This is a genomic window from Orbus sasakiae (assembly GCF_039542345.1).
Classification (GTDB): domain Bacteria; phylum Pseudomonadota; class Gammaproteobacteria; order Enterobacterales; family Orbaceae; genus Orbus; species Orbus sasakiae.
On record NZ_BAABHY010000001.1, the window covers coordinates 1,474,997 to 1,492,233 of the forward strand.

Consider the following 17,237-nt stretch of genomic DNA (forward strand, 5'->3'; position numbering starts at 1 on the left):
CAAATCTTTACAAAAATTTTCGACGAAAACATGACATTTTTTTGTCGCCTTTTTAAACCAAAGCCGTTTATTCGTACAACATCGTTTATCTAATCAAATAATCAATATCTATATATTTTTCATATTGATACAGATTGAATTTATCTCAATTTATCCATCTTTTATCTAATCATTAAACAAGTTATCTTTTTGATTAATCTAAACAACAGATCGATGCCCCTATAATTATAAGTTAAAACCTATCAATACCTATTTGATTGATCGTTAAAAAAGATCATAGAATATCCGCACCTAATTCCCGCTATATAAAGAATCAACCTTGATCACATCGCTAATGGATCATCAATATCACATAAAAAGGTAATCAATTTATGCAAAAAGTAATCACTACTCGGTGGCAACAAGCAAAAACATCGCTTTTTGCAAACCATAAGGAATGCCATTGTAGGTTTAATTATTTATTTTATCTTTTGTTCTATTTTCTACTCGCTGCTTCAATTAGTCATTTGCATGCAGCACTGAGAGTATCAACAGCAAACAGTATCATTGGTAGTGCCCCCTATTTGGTCTTGTCTGATGAGACCAAGCTCAGCACGTTGAATGAACTTGTCGGTTTTAACATGCCAGATGGGCAAGGCAATATGGTAAAAATTGATGCTGATAAAGCAAACACTACCTTAACCATCCCAACCAACATGAAATTTGCTGATATTTTAATGTTGGTCACTGCTGATGGCGCGGCACACACTATCCCGAGCACAGCACAGCGTGACGATGATAATGACTCAGGTACACCAACTGGTTCAATGACGGGTACATGGTATATCGGTGCAGATGCTGTTGACGATTTAGACCAAAAATTACCAACTTGTGGTGGTCCCTATCGATTAATTATAGAAGCAGATAGTGTTAAAACTAATACTCTTTATGGTAACCCTAACAGTTTTGATTATGGATCTGGATCAGCCACCTATCGATTTGACCCTGCACTTAAAAGTCAGTGTGAAGCGAGTGCAATAATGACTATAACGCTTAATGATACCGTGCAATCAAAAATTGCCGATGGCGTTTCCTCATTTAATTATACTATCAAATTATCAGATGGAAACAATAATCCATTTGTCGGTTCAACACTGACCTCTGTTGTATTATTACCCACAGATGCACAAGTTGTATTAAGCCCACTCACTACGACTACCGATAGTCAAGGGCAAGCGATATTTACACTGACAAGTAGCACAACGGCGGTGAAAGATATCGCCATTGAAAGTACATTTACCAAAACAGATAATTCTACATTAAAAGTGGACAGCAATAATACGTTACAATTAGTCAGTTTTGTTGGTGGTGATATTGATACGTCAAAATCAAGTTTGACCTGTAATAATTACCGATTCTACACCGCTGAAGGATCCGCAACGTGTACGTTGACCGCAAAAGACCAAAACAATAATCCGGTCGATATCACTGAAGATGACTTAACGTTCAGTTATTATTTTAAAGCAGATGCAGGTTCAAGCGGTACAACTGGCAGCAAAAACAAAACTGATACAGCCACAGTCGGCACGTTTACTAATTTGACTGAAACCGCGACACAAGGGGTTTACACATTAGATTATGCCCCTGGTCGATATGTTGGTTTTAATACCGTCAATTTTATTGTTAAAAATTCAAGTCTTGGTAGCCAAACGATTAAGATTAGGCCAAACCCGAATACAGCTAAAGTTTCAGTACAAATTACGCCAACCGAAAGTGTGATCGCTAATAGTGATGATTTTTATACATTAAATGTGACTTATCAAGATGCTTATAACAATAAGTATTTACTCTCCGCACAAGGTGACAGCCAAGATAACAGTGATATTAATAACTTAGTGGCTTCAATGTCCGCCGTAAGCGGGACATCTGATGTTAGCATTTCGCTTATTACGAGTGATATTCCAAATACCTCGGCGGCACAATTTAATGTCTCGGCAACGTCAATTGGTGATAAAAATGTCAATATTAATTTGGGATTAGCGAGTGATAAAAGTAAATATGTCGCAGAAACAAAAACTTTGTCATTTATTGCTGATGCCAATTCACCCGTTGTTGTATGGGGTAATCAATCAAATCTTGGATCGATTAATCAGGACTTTGATCTGATGCCGCTTTTACAAGATAGTTACGGTAATAAACTCAGTGGCAGTATTACTTTCAATTCATCAAGCGGCAATACTAACTTAAGCCCATCAAACACCATAACATTTGATGGTCAATCGAATAATTACAGTTTATTACTGACTGATACTGTTGCTGAGTCAGTGACGATTACCCCTTATAGTAATGCATTGCTTAAAGTAATTGATGATCCGAAAACCGTACGCTTTTTATCATCATTATCTGAACTCAATATTATATCGGTTGATGCGTCAGGTAAAAATGTGATGGCTGATGGTACAACTACGCGTGCTGTCTCGGTTAAAATCGTGGATATTAATGGAGCCCCAGCCAACGCCGCATCAGTAAGATTAAGCGTAACCAATGGTGCAGAATCTTATATTAGCAATAGTTCAAGTGGCGATACTTCACACAGTGTACAAACATTAACAGTACAAACAAATGCCGATGGACTGGCAACGTTTTATGTTAATAGTTATACCAATGGCAAAACTACCTTGCAAGTTGACGTCCTTAATAGTGCTAACTCAGTCGTGGATTATGAACAACTCGAATTAGTCTACACGTTCTGGTATCAAGCTGCTGAAGGTTATGTGACAACGAATTTAAGTCAACTTAGTTGGCCAAGTAATGCAGGCACTCCAGCATATATATCTGATAGAATGGTCAACACTGATAAAATATTGATTTATGCACCAACCGATAGCAGCAATAATGATCGCAGTAATTACAGCTATACCTTTGTTAAACCAAATTTACAGCCGACTTCATCCTCATTGTTATCCATTGATTCAACAACAGGTAAGATATCGGTCATAGCTGAACCGACTTCAACGTCACAAATCACGACCATGTTTGTGTTAGCGACATATACAGGCTCGGATAAAAAACCATCTCGTCTATGGCGTTGGAATCTATCAAACTACTGGCGATATCAAGGTATGAATTTAAGGATAGGTTCATGTCCAACGGGTTACGCATATCCAACCGCATCACAATCAAATAAATTATTTTTTAATTTTGGACGTACTGGTATATATGCAGTGACAGGTGAAACGTCAACTGATCGAGGACCTAAATACCTATATGGTTCAACCTCAAGCGCTGGTTTTGGTTATTACAGAATCACGGGGGAATGGTCTATATCAGGTATTTATAGTTCTAACTCTGGTGCTGGCTTTACTAGTAAAACTGCAATGGTTTGGTGTTTATTGAATCAGTAATTAGCATTTAAAATAAGGGTAGTAAATAAAGTACTACCCTATAAATTAAATTGAACTTCCCCGTGAATAATTAATTAAAACGATTTAAGTCATTATTTCTAGACTAACTTTAAAAGTAAATTTATTTTTAAGTAAGCCTATTTATAATTGCACGATACTGAAAATACTGCATAAATCAACCTTGCAGTAAGTTAGTGATATTGATATTATTTCATCCAAATGTTTATACCCGTAATCGTTCAAACCGCAAATCCAACAAAAGGGATATTGACTTAGTTAATATTTAACTGAATGCGTAAAATGAATGATAACGGTTATACACATTAACAAACATCACTTGAGAGGAAAAAAGTAAAATGAACGATGACAATCACCGGAGATCGAAAAAAGGATTTACGTTATGGTTAAGTCAATTATTCAATTCAGAGCCACAAAATCGTAATGAACTCATTGAGCTCATTCGTGACGCGCAAGAAAATAAGCTTATCGATCCAGACACATTAGATATGATTGAAGGTGTTATGGATATTGCAGAGCAACGTGTTCGCGATATTATGATTCCCCGCACGCAAATCGTTCCTATAAAAGTCAATTATACTCTTGATGAATGTTTGGATGTCATTTTTGAATATGGCCACTCTCGATATCCTGTTATCAGTGAAGACCGAGACCATATTGAAGGTATTTTATTAGCTAAAGATTTACTCGTTTTTATGAAACAAGGTAGTGAATCATTTGATATTACAAAAATTCTTAGACCTGCCGTCGTCGTACCTGAAGGCAAACGTGTTGATCACATGTTAAAAGAGTTTCGTATGCAACGCTATCATATGGCAATTGCCATTGATGAATTTGGCGGTGTATCTGGTCTGGTCACCATTGAAGATATTCTTGAGCTGATCGTTGGTGATATCGAAGATGAATACGACGAAATAGAAGATCGTGATATACGTAAATTAGCTCCATCGGCATACACTGTTCGAGCTTTAACACCAATTGAAGAGTTCAATGAAATCTTTGAAACCCGTTTTAGTGATGAGGATGTCGATACTGTTGGCGGACTTGTCATGCAGCAATTTGGGCGCTTGCCTATTAAAGGTGAAACGACGACAATTCAAGGTTATCAATTTAAAGTTGTATTAGTTGATAAACGCCGTATCATTCAATTACATGTCACACTGCCCGATGGTGTAACCGAACCTGATTTAGACAAATAATGATTAAGATGGCCAACTCGTTATTAATCCAGTTAATAGTCAGTTTATTATTAGGTGGGATAGCTGTTTTTAGCTATTCACCTTTTGATATATGGCCACTTGCTTTTATTTCGTTTATCGGATTACTGTTACTCGCCAATCAACCGAGCTCAAAACGCGCAGCATTAATTGGTTTTGTTTGGGGGATTGGTTATTTTGTATCGGGTGTGCATTGGGTATATGTCAGTATCAAGCAATATGGTGAGCTAACCACCGTTTTGTCACTGGTTGTTTTAAGTCTATTAATTGCTTATTTATCGCTTTACCCAATGTTATTTGCGATTTTATTGCGATTATGTCATAAAATTTGCCCAGCCTATTCATTCAAACAACTGATTATCTTGGCACCATTACTTTGGCAAATAACAGAATTCTTACGTGGTACCTTATTAAATGGCTTTGCTTGGTTACAGTTAGGTTATACTCAGCTAAATGCTCCTCTTAACGGCCTATTTCCAGTTATTGGTATAAACGGTGTTAATCTGTTTTTTTCAATTTGCAGTGGATTATTTGCCTACCTTATTTATCACGGTATTAAATATCGCAAAGCAGTTGGTCATAGACCAAAATTGCACAACTTTAGTGCAACGTGTGCGATTTTGGTGATTTTTTTTGCGTCATTTTGGCTCAATAAAATTCATTGGACTCAAATTGATACAACCCGCCAAACAACAATTACGCTCGCGCAAGGAAATATTGCTCAATCACTTCGCTGGGATAGTCAACAATTAGATAATACGCTAAATACTTATCGCTCACTGACTGAGCAAAATATGAAAAGCAGCGACATTGTCATATGGTCTGAAGCAGCAATTACTGATTTTGAAGTCAATCAACAAGCGTATCTTATTGCTCTTGACCGATACGCAAGTGCTAATAATACAGCGGTAGCGGTGGGCATTATTGATTTAGAAAGACAGTTTAATGATTATCAAATCTACAATGTACTAATTGTATTAGGAGATAATGTCCCCTATCAATATCCAACACGTAATCGATACCTTAAACATCATTTAGTGCCGTTTGGTGAATATACGCCATTAGAGTCACTCCTTAAGCCGATTGCCAACTTATTAAGTGTCCCCATGTCATCAATGACAGAGGGGCCAGCAATTCAAAAACCCCTCGAGATAAAGGGATTTAAATTTACCACTGTAATTTGTTATGAAGTCATCTTATCCAATTTAGTCTGGCAAAACTTTGGGACAGACACTGACTTTCTATTAACAGTCTCAAATGATGCTTGGTTTGGTGATACGATTGGACCATGGCAACATTTGCAAATGGCTCGAGCCCGAGCTTTAGAATTTGGTCGTACCCTACTGCGTAGCACCAACAATGGCATAACTGTCGTCATTAATCCGCAAGGTACCATTATCAAACAAATCCCACAATTCGAAACAACGACATTAACCACGACGGTAAATCCAAGTATCGGGTTAACACCTTATGCTAAGTGGGGGAACTATCCTTACTATTTCGCTTTAATGGTACTTGCTATCATCATTATTCTACGTCGAAAACATTAATACGATCTATGGCATATTTCTTGCTTATATTTTGATGATAGAGGCAGTTATTGATAGGTAATCCTAGGCCTCAAAAAGCATAATTATGCAAAAATAATACATCTGTAAGCAAAAATCAGTTATAATAGTCGGCTGCTGGTAAAATATTCAATATTTTTAGGGCAATATAATCTTAGAAAATAGGAGATGAGTATGATGAATCAAAAAAAATCCAAAAGTAAATTAAGCAAGTTAATGTTATCTTTTGCTTTACTTGGATTAGTTCACTCTGCAGCAAATGCTGAAGAATTAACTGGGACATTGGCTAAAATCAAAGAAACAGGCGTGATTGTTGTTGGCCACCGTGAATCCTCAATACCTTTTTCTTATTATGATAATAATCAAAATGTGATAGGTTATTCACAAGACTATTCTAACCTAATTGTTGACGCTGTTAAAAAAGAACTCAATCTACCAGATCTTAAAGTTAAGTACCTACCGGTAACGTCTAAAACACGTATTCAATTATTAAACAATTATACGTATGACTTTGAATGTGGTTCGACAACCAATAACCTTGAGCGCCAAAAAGTTGTCGATTTCTCTGATACAATCTTTATTATCGGTACACGCTTTTTAGTCAAAGCTGACAGCAACATTAACAGCATTGATGATCTTAAAGGTAAAAATGTTGCGACAACCGCTGGAACAACATCTGAAATTCGTTTAAATCAAATTAACAGTAAAGATAAACTTAAAATCCGTATTATTACACCAAAAGATCATGGTGATGCATTCAATGCACTTGAAACAGGTCGAGCTGTTGCATTCTTAATGGATGATGCATTACTTGCAGGTGAGCGCTCAAGAGCAATCAATCCCGCTGAATGGAAAATTATTGGTGAACCTTTATCTTATGAAGCCTATGGCTGTATGCTAAGAAAAGGTGATGAGCAATTTAAAAAATTAATGGATAAAACCATTGCTGATGCACAAACTTCAGGTAAAGCATTAGAATCGTATAACCGTTGGTTTACACAACCTGTTCCACCTAAAGGGGCAAATATGGATCTTGAAATTTCGCCTAAAATGGTTGAGCTTTTTGCTGCACCGAATGATAAAGCGTTAGATTAATTTGCTTTGTACTATCTAAAATGTACTGAATGTTGAATAAAGCATTCAGTACCAACTCAATATTAGTGAACAAATAATAGATTATGACTTTTAATTGGACATTGTTCTTTGAACCCACGCCGTATGGTGATGGTATTTATCTAGACTGGTTATGGGACGGTATTATTGTTACTGTTTCACTCGCAGTGACGGCATGGATTATTGCCTTTGTCATTGGTTCTTTAATCGGTATCATGCGTACACTCGATAATCGATTTATCAAAGGGTTTGCTAAATCTTATATCGAGCTATTTCGTAATATTCCGTTACTTGTGCAAATGTTTTTGTGGTATATGCTTATGCCAGAAATGCTGTCTGGCCCTTTTAAAACTTGGTTTGTGGAGGATCTAGATCCGAATATTCACTGTTTCATTCTTGCTGCTATTGCACTTGGACTATTTACATCAGCACGTATTGCCGAGCAAGTACGCACAGGAATTCAAACCCTACCACAAGGCCAAAAATATGCTGCATTGGCGTTAGGATTATCATTTACTCAGACTTATTGGTATATATTATTACCTAATGCTTATCGTAAAATAGTCCCAACATTAACATCAGAAATGACGAATATTATTAAAAACTCGTCCGTTGCTTCGACGATTGGTTTAATTGACTTAATTGGTCAAATAGATCGTATAAATGAATCAACCAATAGTATTGTCGAAATACTCTGTGGTGTAACTATTGCCTTTGCGATTATTAACTACTCAGTTATTACCATTATGCGATTAGTTGAGAAAAAAACACGTTTACCTAACATGATGAGTGGAGGTTAATATGGAGTTATTTGAATGGATTGCAAATATTCCTGCACTTGTTATTGATCATTCAGGACTATTGTTAGATGGTTTATGGCTAACGATCAAAATTACGGTTACTGCGGTAATATTCGGTATTGCATTAGGTACTGTTCTGGCGTTAATGCGTTTATCAAATGTTAAAATATTAAATATTTTTGCGCGTAGTTATGTGAATTTATTCCGCTCAATACCACTTTTATTAGTGCTGTTATGGTTTTATTTGGCATTACCGCAAGCAATTAAATATCTATTTAATCTGCCACCTTATGCAGATGTCCGTATTGCATCAGCAATGATCGCATTTGCGCTTTTTGAAGCCGCATATTACTCTGAAATAATTCGTGCAGGTATCAATGCGGTGAATAAAGGTCAATATCACGCTGCGTTTGCACTGGGTATGACCAAAAGCCAAGCAATGCGTCTAATTATATTGCCTCAAGCTTTTAGAGCCATGGTACCGTTATTATTAACGCAAGGTATTATCTTATTCCAAGATACCTCATTAGTGTATGTCATGAGCTTGATCGATTTATTTGGTGCAAGCGTAACACAAATTGGTATGGCTCAAGGTGGTACTGCTAAATATTCAATGGTGATATTTGCCGCGGTAAGTTATTTTATTATCTGCTTTGGTGCATCACGTTTAGTTAGTTATATGAAGAAGGACTAAAAATGATTTCCTTAAAAAATGTTTCAAAATGGTACGGTAAATTTCAAGTATTAAAAGACTGTACAACCCAAGTTAACAAAGGCGAAGTTGTCGTCGTTTGTGGTCCGTCTGGATCAGGAAAATCAACCTTAATTAAAACAGTTAATGGGCTTGAACCTGTACAAAAAGGTCAAATTTTCATTGGTGATAGCGAAGTGACTAACAAATCAACCGACTTAGCTAAATTGCGTTCTAAAGTTGGTATGGTTTTCCAGCATTTTGAACTCTTTCCACATTTAACCATATTAAAAAATCTGACATTAGCACAAGTCAAAGTGCTTGGTCGTTCAGATAAAGAAGCAAAAGAAAAAGCATTATCTTTACTTGAGCGCGTAGGCTTATCTGATCATGCAAACAAACTACCAGGTCAACTTTCTGGCGGTCAGCAACAACGTGTTGCGATTGCCCGTGCGTTATGTATGGACCCAGTTGTTATGTTATTTGACGAACCTACATCTGCACTGGATCCTGAAATGGTTAATGAAGTTTTAGATGTTATGGTTGAACTTGCCTATGAAGGCATGACCATGATGGTAGTTACGCATGAAATGGGCTTTGCTCGTAAAGTTGCCCATCGCGTTATTTTTATGGACGCCGGTGAAATTATTGAAGATACCTCTAAAGAACAGTTCTTTAATAATCCACAAACAGATCGTGCAAAAGATTTTTTAGCAAAAATCATTCACTAAATAAAAAAGCGGGTTCGAATAACTCGCTTTTTTTATCTCATCAATTTTATATCAATAAATCAACTAACCCGCTTTGCCGATTAATTTGGCTATGAATGGTTGTTTCGATAATTGCCGTTGATGCAAAAATCGTGACGTTCTCTTTAGCCCGTGTAATTGCAGTATACAGTAGTGAACGCGTGAGTAACGGTGAATATTCATTGGGTAAGATAACTGCGACATGTTCAAATTCAGAGCCCTGCGATTTATGAATGGTCATTGCATATGCTGTTTCATGTTCAGGCAACCGGAATGGAGTAAAACCTTTTATCTCACCATTGGGCAATAAAAAATAGACTTTCAGTTTATGATGATCGTCTGCAGACGGTAAAGTGATACCAATATCACCATTAAACAGTCCTAATGAAAAACTATTTTTTAAAATCATAACAGGCCTACCAATATACCAAGGGTCATGTTTCTTAATAGAAACCATCCCTTTTTGATGAAGCCCTTTTTCAATAATTTTATTTAATCCTTGTACACCAAATGGCCCCTCTCGTAATGCACAAAGTAATCGAAACTGGCTAAAAATAGAAAGAATATATTTTGTATCATACTCTGCCGATTTGATTGTTTGTAAATAATGTTGATACCCCTTGCAACACCAATCAATTGCTGCTTGATATTGATGGTTATTGTTCATTATATTTAATGTAATATCAGTATAAATATTTTCATTAAGTAACGTTAATGCTTTTGTTGCTTGCCCTTCTTTAATAAGATTTGCTAATAAGCCAATACCTGACTGGCTATCAAAACGGTAACTTTTTTGTAATAAACAAATGCTATCCGCAATCGACAACTTATCTGCTTTGGCAGCTAAATCATATCCCGTCAATTGTTTAATTAATGCAACATGTTCAGAGCTATAACCACGTGTTAATAATTCACAAAGATCACCAAATACGGCCCCGGCTTCAACCGAGGAAAGCTGCTCTTTATCACCAAGTAAAATTAAACGTGCATGCTTGGGTAATGCAGCAATCACACTCGACATCATCGGCAAGTCAATCATAGACGCTTCATCAATTAATAAAACATCAAGGTTTAGTGGATTGTTAGCATCATAACGATATTTATTGCTACCAGCTTTTGCGCCGAGTAAGCGGTGCAAAGTGATTGCTTCAACCGGAATCGCAGCTTTAGTTGATGCTGAGACAGGTAGCGTTGCAATCGCTTTAGCTAATGATTCAGTTAATCTTGCTGCAGCTTTACCCGTTGGTGCTGCAGCAATAATTTTTAATGGTACCGATGATTGTTGTTGATGAACCACGACTAATGTTGCCAAAATTTTACTGATCGTCGTCGTTTTCCCGGTTCCGGGACCGCCAGAGATAATGGTCACTTTTCGAGTCGTTGCGGTCGCTGTCGCGACTTTTTGCCAATCAATTTCAGCGTTATCGTCCTCCTCATCAAATAGCGATGTTAAACATTGTTTCACGGCATCACTTGGAGTGGTATTTTGCAAGCTATGATTAAAATATTGAGCAACATGTGTTTCATAAAGCCACATACGCTGGAAATAAAGACGATTTCTATTGAGTATGAATGGCGAAAGCAAGCTGCCATCACTAATCATGTCCATTCCAAGTTGTGTGATTAAGTGCATCCAATCGGCAAAGGTAGGTGAATCTAAATCAGTTAATATTTGATTGGCCAGTTCACGACCAAAACGATATTCTAAATGTTGCTTGTTCAAATCGGCGATATTAATACAGACATGCCCAGCTCTTACTTCAATACTTAACCACGTAATTAAAAATGCAAATCTTGCTTTGGCCAGTGCGTCAGTTAACGTCGATTGACGAGTAAAGAACATCGCTAAACTCAAATCGAGTGGCACAATCATGCCACTCGATTTGAGTTTGTCTAACAGCGTAATCGAATTCATCATTAATGTGATGGGTACCTAACCGTATTATAAACCAATAATATTTTCAGCCTTATCTTTTGGATAAGACACTTTAAAACTAAATGGCAATTGTTTAACTTCTTTCGCTTTTATGTTTAATTGCCATGTTAATAGACCCGTGTCTTTTTTATAATCTGCACCTTGATATTTTGCCTCTTCCAGTGTGATCGTTTTGTTCAAAATCACCGGTAACTGGTCGTAGATTGTAATATCAATTGGCACGTCTTTTGTATTTCGAATATGAATAGTATATGCAAATTTTTGAGAAACGTCATTGCCAAAAAAAGAAGGTTTAGACGTTTCATTGATATCCTGATTACGCATAACCACAATTGCATTATCGCGGCCTAACGAAATATTCAAATTATCTTTTAAACCTTGTGTTGTAATATACCCCTCACCAATGTAATGACCAGCATAAAATACCGTTGATTTACCGGGTAATAACGATAATTTATCCCAGTCAGTGATTTGTGCTTGTAAAAAGGCATTATCATCAAGTTTAGGTGTTGCAGTATAACGATACGTTGCGGCCACTTCTTGCTCTTTTAAAGTTAAAACATTATCGCGGCTTTGACCCGCAATGCTATAAGGTAGTTTAACATTAAATTGCATATTCAAGCCGTTGTGATTCATCACAACATAATCACTGAATGTATTGCTTTTTAATTCATACATTACAGGTTGCGGCATGGTAGCCAAATCAGCCGTTGATTTAGACATTGAACCATAAAATGATTTTCCTTCATTTACGTAAATATTCCAAGGTGTTGGCTCGGGTGCTGTGATCCCTTGGCTTGGGTTGGCTGTCGATAAGATAAAATCAATATTATCCCAATTCAGTCCACTATGTTGATAAACATTGGCTTTATAGGTTAACAATAGTGGTGAGTTGATATCTTTAACCCTAACATCATAAGTGGGCTGCCAACCTGCATCCTCTGTTAAGTAAGATAATACGACGGGTAATGTGTTATCGTGCTCCGTATAAATTTTTACTTTAATGGCTTTTTGTGTTTGCCTAGCTGATCCACTTTCTAAATCAATTTGAGATTGATATTGTACTATACGTTGTTTTAAATCATCAGTTTGAGTTTGTAGTAAATATTGTTCTGTTAAGGCGTTCACCAAATTGTCCTTCACAAAACTGATCGCTTGTTTAGCATCCGTTAACGAACCATTCGATGCGGTGATAGCATCAATACGGTTACCCTTTAGTAATGCTATTTCTTCATTCACCGCAATTAATTTAATATTGAGTTTGGTTTCTTCATCTTCTAATTGTTTTAAAGCAGCATGTAATGATTTAAGTGTATCAGACTGTACTTTTTCGCCTAAATAGTTATCCACTAATGAGGTTGAAAGAATCATCGCCTTATCATCTAACCCTACATTGATAGAATTCACATCAATGTTATTGGCTAAATTGGTAAGCAAAATTTCAGTTTCACCTTTAGGGACATGGATTGACGTGCGGCCTTGTAGTTCTGCCCCTTTTAAAAATAAGGTCACCTTAGTCAATTCAACTTTTGCCTCAATCTGCTCTGCTACCGCATACGGTACGATAAATGGTGTTGAACATAATAATATTGATGGTATTACGTATTTTAGTTTCATCATTTGAGTTCCTTTCTTTAATATTTATTTATTATTTTTACACAATAATGCAGCACCACGCGAGCCACCAGCATCACCATATCGGGCTTTTTCAATACGTGGGACGATCATCTGTTTTAACATATAGTTAGCAATACATTTGGGGATGAGTTGATAAAGTGCATCAAATTGAGATAATCCCCCGCCAATCACAATTAAATCAGCATCAACAATCATATTTAAATGGGCTAAATAAAGAGATAATAGTTCAACATAGCGTTCAACATGAGCAACAGACTCTGCCTGACCTTGGTAATAATGTTTGATAATAGTTGGTGCACTTAACGCATGCTGATAAAAATGAGCATATAACCATTCAAAACCATTTCCTGATAAGTATTTTTCGCAACACCCTTTCGCCCCACATCCACAAACAATTATCGGAATATCCCACCCCAAAATATCCAATGCATCAATCGGTAAACGGATATGGCCAAATTCACCCGTACAGCCATTCGCCCCTGAGATAATCTGCTGCTGATGAACAATCCCCCCCCCCAAGCCAGTTCCTAAAATCACACCGAGTACCGTGTGATAGCCTTGAAAATCAGTATGAAATGCTTCAGATAATGTAAAACAATTCGCATCATTATTCATGACAACAGGCCTTCTAATGTTGTCCTCAAGTTGTTGGACAAATGGCTTATTTTGAATAATCTCAATATTCGTCGTATAGATTGTGCGTTGATGATTGTTGATAAAACCAGGAATACCAATTCCTACTAGCCCCTGTTGTGAAAATTTATCATCCGCCTCATGCACGAGATCGGTAATACAATTCAAAAAGTCCTGATAGCTTGTTAATGGCGTTGCAATACGCTTAGTCCATAACGCATCGAGATTGTCATCAAACACCGACAATTCTATTTTGGTTCCACCAATATCAAAACCATACAACATATTCTCTTTCCCATTGCTAATCACATTATTTAACAATGAGTATATTATAAAAGTGTTTGCTGAGATATATGTCAACAAGTTGTATTTAATTGTAAAAATTCACCTTACTTAAAAAACAATCTAACTTTAAGTCGCTCATTCAGACCATTTTGTATAAAATGAATAAGATAATAGCCACTAGCAGACTATTTTTACACTATAATCACCTATTATAACAAAAAAATAACGAAACAATGTTGCCTTGACTGTATACACTATAAGGTATATTTTTAATTATGATTTGTTATGATATTAATTAAAGAGACCACATAAGAACGTGTAATGAAAAAAACAACCCTCAATAAAACAGCCGAAAAAATTCTAAATTCTGCAGAAAAATTATTTGCAGAATATAGCTATAATGAAGTGTCTATTCGTCAAATTACGGATGATGCTGGTGTAAAGCTTGCTTTAGTCCACTATCATTTTGGTTCAAAAGAAGAACTCTATCGTGAATTGATTAAACGCCGTATCGGTAAACTGGGATCTGACCGTATTAAACTCTTACAACACCATGCCATTCGTGCAGGAGAAAAGCCCATCCCGCTTGGCAATATTGTTGATGCGTTTATTACACCGTACTTATATAACACATTATATGGCGAAGAAGGCTGGAAATCTTACGCTAAAATTGTTGCTCGCTTACTTTCATCGGGATCTGCTATTTCATTATCCATTTTACTTGATCAATTTGACCCTTATGCGGAACAGTTTATTGCCCAAATGCGTAAAACGGTGCCACAAGCCAATGAACAACAAATTCAATGGGGATTTGATTTTTTAGTGGCATCAATGTGCAGTACGTTTGCCGAAGTTGACCGTATAAAGAGTCTATCAAAAGATTTATGTTCAATCGAGCAAACCCAACAAGCCTGTCAATATCTTTATAACTATGTCTCATCTGGATTACAAGGCATCTTGACCCAACCGCCTTATTGTTTTGCTCGCTCCTTTTCGCTATTACAGTCATTTGAACAAGACTAACTTTGCTTAATGCAAACGGATGTTTGTAAAGAGTGTATTACAAACATCAAGCATTCTCCTCTTAAAAATTAATTGGTCGACCGACCAATTTTGTGATCCAGATCATATTACATGAATTATTTAATTGAACGTACGTTCAAATAATTGTAATTTAGCACCAATTTTAAACTAACAATAATTGGGTTAATTATGAAAATTATCGACCTTAGTGTAGCAATCGAAGACTGTACGCCTTGTGATCCCCCCTCTATGCCAACAAAAATAGACTATTGGGACCATACTAAAGGGGCTGACCATATCAAAACGTTTTTCCCGGAAGCAACCAATGATGATTTACCCAAAGGACTAGGTTGGGCGATCGAGTACGTGCAATTAACAACCCACAGTGGTACCCATTTGGATGCGCCTTGGCATTATCATCCAACGATGAATAATGGTGAAAAAGCCAGAACAATCGATAATATGCCACTTGAGTGGTGTATCTCTGATGGCGTAATGCTTGATTTTTCACATTTTGCAGATGGTCATGTTGTCACTCCAGAAGACATTCAGAATGAACTTGATCGAATTGGTTATCAATTAAAACCATTAGATATCGTATTAATTCAATCTGGCGCACAAAAATATTGGGGAACAAAAGAATATTTAGTTAAAGGCTGTGGTATGGGCCGTGAAGCAACACTCTTTTTACTTAATCAAGGGATTAAAGTTGTTGGCACTGATGCTTGGAGTTGGGATAGCCCATTGCCGCTTGTTGCTGAAAAATTCAAACAAACGCATGATTCTTCACTGATTTGGGAAGGACATTTTGCGGGCATCGAAAAAGAATATTACCATCTTGAAAAACTGACTAATTTAGAAACTTTACCCCCATTTGGTTTTAAAGTCTCATGTCTGCCAGTCAAAGTCAAAAATGGTAGTGCTGGCTGGACGCGTACTGTTGCAATCATGCCTGAATAATAGGATAACACGATGAAACAAAAAATTATTAATAAATGGCACGTGTTAACTGGTGGTTTCTTTAGCTACATGTTTGATGCTATGGATATTACGCTATTAGCCGTTGCACTACCCGTCATGATGAAAGAACTCGACATGACAATGTCAGAAGGCGGACTTCTCGGCACGGCGACACTACTTGGTGTTGGTATTAGTAGCATTGTAGTAGGTTGGTATTCAGATAATTATGGACGACGCAAAGCCTTAATATGGAGCCTTGCCCTCTTTGGTATTTTAACTGCCGCAATAGGACTAAGTCCTAACTGGATCACTATTTTAATCCTCAGATTTTTAGCTGGTTTGGGTTTAGGGGGCGTATGGGGAATTATTGCAGCTTATATTGCGGAAACATGGCCAGCTAAGCAGCGTGGACGTGCAGCTGCATTTGTACTAAGTTCATTCCCCGCGGGTGCCGGTATTTCAGCCTTTCTAGCATCAGTGATTATTCCGACATACGGTTGGCGTGGTCTATTTATTGCTGGTGCAGGTTCATTATTGGCGGCACTTTACATTTACTTTTTTGTTCCTGAATCTGAAGTCTGGAAACAACAACGTCAAGAACGCCAACAAAAAGGTGAGGCCGTTAATGTCTCAATCAGTGAAATATTTTCGAAAGATCTAATTAAAATTACCTTTTTTGCAACGTTATCCGCAAGCTTCGCATTAGTTGCTTACTGGGGCTCAACAACCTGGATTCCGACCTTTTTAATTAAAGAGCGCGGTCTGGATATGCAAACTATGTCAATTTTCTTCTTAATTCTGAATATTGGTATGTTTGTTGGTTATAACTTGTTTGGTTATCTCGCCGATATTATCGGTCGTAAAAAAGCCATTATTTTATCGTTCCTCGGTACCACCATTACACTCCCTATTTACGTGATGTCAGAAAGTTCAACTGCCCTATTATTGTTGGGTCCTGTGTATGCTTTCTTCATCTCATTTGCGGGGCTTTTTGGTTCATATTTTGGCGAACTTTACCCAACGCGTGTTAGGACATTGGGTGCGGGATTTTGTTTTAATGTAGGACGAGGCGTTTCAGCATTTTCACCGTTTGTATTAGGTTTTGTGGCTGCAAATTATGGTTTAACGATTGGTATTGGTATATGTGCGATATTCTTCTTTTTAGCCGCTATCGCCATGTTATTTTTACCTAACACTCGAATTGAATAAATTAGGATTATATT

General features: G+C 36.9%; 13 protein-coding genes. 10 read left to right on the top strand and 3 right to left on the bottom strand.

What is annotated here, in order from left to right:
- Window positions 1-371 precede the first annotated feature (371 nt).
- The 7 genes from ABEA36_RS06415 (at window position 372) to ABEA36_RS06445 (ending at window position 9,521) form a co-directional block, all read left to right on the top strand.
- The gene (locus ABEA36_RS06415) at window positions 372-3,383 is read left to right on the top strand and encodes a hypothetical protein (RefSeq protein ID WP_345489994.1); all 3,012 of its coding nucleotides are present in this window, start codon (window positions 372-374) and stop codon (window positions 3,381-3,383) included.
- A gap of 356 nt (window positions 3,384-3,739) precedes the next feature.
- Entirely contained in the window at window positions 3,740-4,600 is an 861-nt protein-coding gene (gene corC, locus ABEA36_RS06420) for a CNNM family magnesium/cobalt transport protein CorC (protein ID WP_345489996.1), read from the top strand.
- Between the two features lie 8 nt (window positions 4,601-4,608).
- Window positions 4,609-6,168, top strand: a complete 1,560-nt coding sequence (gene lnt / locus ABEA36_RS06425) for an apolipoprotein N-acyltransferase (protein ID WP_345489998.1) — start codon at window positions 4,609-4,611, stop codon at window positions 6,166-6,168.
- Between the two features lie 192 nt (window positions 6,169-6,360).
- Entirely contained in the window at window positions 6,361-7,281 is a 921-nt protein-coding gene (locus ABEA36_RS06430) for a glutamate/aspartate ABC transporter substrate-binding protein (protein WP_425571864.1), read from the top strand.
- 83 nt (window positions 7,282-7,364) lie between these two features.
- Window positions 7,365-8,099, top strand: a complete 735-nt coding sequence (locus ABEA36_RS06435; RefSeq protein ID WP_345490002.1) for an amino acid ABC transporter permease — start codon at window positions 7,365-7,367, stop codon at window positions 8,097-8,099.
- Between the two features lies 1 nt (window position 8,100).
- Window positions 8,101-8,793 (top strand): ABC transporter permease subunit, encoded by a 693-nt coding sequence (locus ABEA36_RS06440; RefSeq protein WP_345490004.1) that lies wholly within the window; start codon window positions 8,101-8,103, stop codon window positions 8,791-8,793.
- 2 nt (window positions 8,794-8,795) lie between these two features.
- Complete coding sequence (locus ABEA36_RS06445; RefSeq protein ID WP_345490006.1) at window positions 8,796-9,521, top strand: amino acid ABC transporter ATP-binding protein; 726 nt, start codon at window positions 8,796-8,798, stop codon at window positions 9,519-9,521.
- Between the two features lie 46 nt (window positions 9,522-9,567).
- Here ABEA36_RS06445 and recD read toward each other — a convergent pair whose 3' ends face one another.
- The 3 genes from recD to nagK are packed head-to-tail and all read right to left on the bottom strand — an operon-like array spanning window position 9,568 to window position 14,031.
- Complete coding sequence (recD, locus tag ABEA36_RS06450; protein WP_345490008.1) at window positions 9,568-11,457, bottom strand: exodeoxyribonuclease V subunit alpha; 1,890 nt, start codon at window positions 11,455-11,457, stop codon at window positions 9,568-9,570.
- Between the two features lie 24 nt (window positions 11,458-11,481).
- On the bottom strand, window positions 11,482-13,095 hold the full coding sequence (locus tag ABEA36_RS06455; RefSeq protein ID WP_345490010.1) for a DUF4139 domain-containing protein: 1,614 nt from the start codon (window positions 13,093-13,095) through the stop codon (window positions 11,482-11,484).
- Between the two features lie 21 nt (window positions 13,096-13,116).
- Window positions 13,117-14,031 (bottom strand): N-acetylglucosamine kinase, encoded by a 915-nt coding sequence (nagK, locus tag ABEA36_RS06460; protein ID WP_345490012.1) that lies wholly within the window; start codon window positions 14,029-14,031, stop codon window positions 13,117-13,119.
- 321 nt (window positions 14,032-14,352) lie between these two features.
- Here nagK and ABEA36_RS06465 point away from each other — a divergent pair, with 321 nt between their 5' ends.
- From ABEA36_RS06465 to ABEA36_RS06475, 3 genes are all read left to right on the top strand, one after another.
- Window positions 14,353-15,054, top strand: coding sequence for a TetR/AcrR family transcriptional regulator (locus ABEA36_RS06465; RefSeq protein ID WP_345490014.1), 702 nt, complete (start codon window positions 14,353-14,355; stop codon window positions 15,052-15,054).
- A 189-nt stretch (window positions 15,055-15,243) separates the two neighbouring features.
- Window positions 15,244-16,014 (top strand): cyclase family protein, encoded by a 771-nt coding sequence (locus ABEA36_RS06470; RefSeq protein WP_345490016.1) that lies wholly within the window; start codon window positions 15,244-15,246, stop codon window positions 16,012-16,014.
- Window positions 16,015-16,026: 12 nt separating this feature from the next.
- Window positions 16,027-17,223, top strand: coding sequence for an MFS transporter (locus ABEA36_RS06475; protein WP_345490018.1), 1,197 nt, complete (start codon window positions 16,027-16,029; stop codon window positions 17,221-17,223).
- The last annotated feature ends 14 nt before the right edge of the window (window positions 17,224-17,237 follow it).

Bases quoted from the DNA above. Each gene is read 5' to 3' on its own strand.
- ABEA36_RS06440 (WP_345490004.1), top strand. From the start codon at position 8,101: ATGGAGTTATTTGAATGGATTGCAAATATTCCTGCACTTGTTATTGAT.
- ABEA36_RS06430 (WP_425571864.1), top strand. From the start codon at position 6,361: ATGATGAATCAAAAAAAATCCAAAAGTAAATTAAGCAAGTTAATGTTA.
- ABEA36_RS06445 (WP_345490006.1), top strand. From the start codon at position 8,796: ATGATTTCCTTAAAAAATGTTTCAAAATGGTACGGTAAATTTCAAGTA.
- corC (WP_345489996.1), top strand. From the start codon at position 3,740: ATGAACGATGACAATCACCGGAGATCGAAAAAAGGATTTACGTTATGG.
- ABEA36_RS06470 (WP_345490016.1), top strand. From the start codon at position 15,244: ATGAAAATTATCGACCTTAGTGTAGCAATCGAAGACTGTACGCCTTGT.
- lnt (WP_345489998.1), top strand. From the start codon at position 4,609: ATGGCCAACTCGTTATTAATCCAGTTAATAGTCAGTTTATTATTAGGT.
- ABEA36_RS06435 (WP_345490002.1), top strand. From the start codon at position 7,365: ATGACTTTTAATTGGACATTGTTCTTTGAACCCACGCCGTATGGTGAT.
- ABEA36_RS06455 (WP_345490010.1), bottom strand. From the start codon at position 13,095: ATGATGAAACTAAAATACGTAATACCATCAATATTATTATGTTCAACA.
- ABEA36_RS06475 (WP_345490018.1), top strand. From the start codon at position 16,027: ATGAAACAAAAAATTATTAATAAATGGCACGTGTTAACTGGTGGTTTC.
- nagK (WP_345490012.1), bottom strand. From the start codon at position 14,031: ATGTTGTATGGTTTTGATATTGGTGGAACCAAAATAGAATTGTCGGTG.
- ABEA36_RS06415 (WP_345489994.1), top strand. From the start codon at position 372: ATGCAAAAAGTAATCACTACTCGGTGGCAACAAGCAAAAACATCGCTT.
- recD (WP_345490008.1), bottom strand. From the start codon at position 11,457: ATGATGAATTCGATTACGCTGTTAGACAAACTCAAATCGAGTGGCATG.
- ABEA36_RS06465 (WP_345490014.1), top strand. From the start codon at position 14,353: ATGAAAAAAACAACCCTCAATAAAACAGCCGAAAAAATTCTAAATTCT.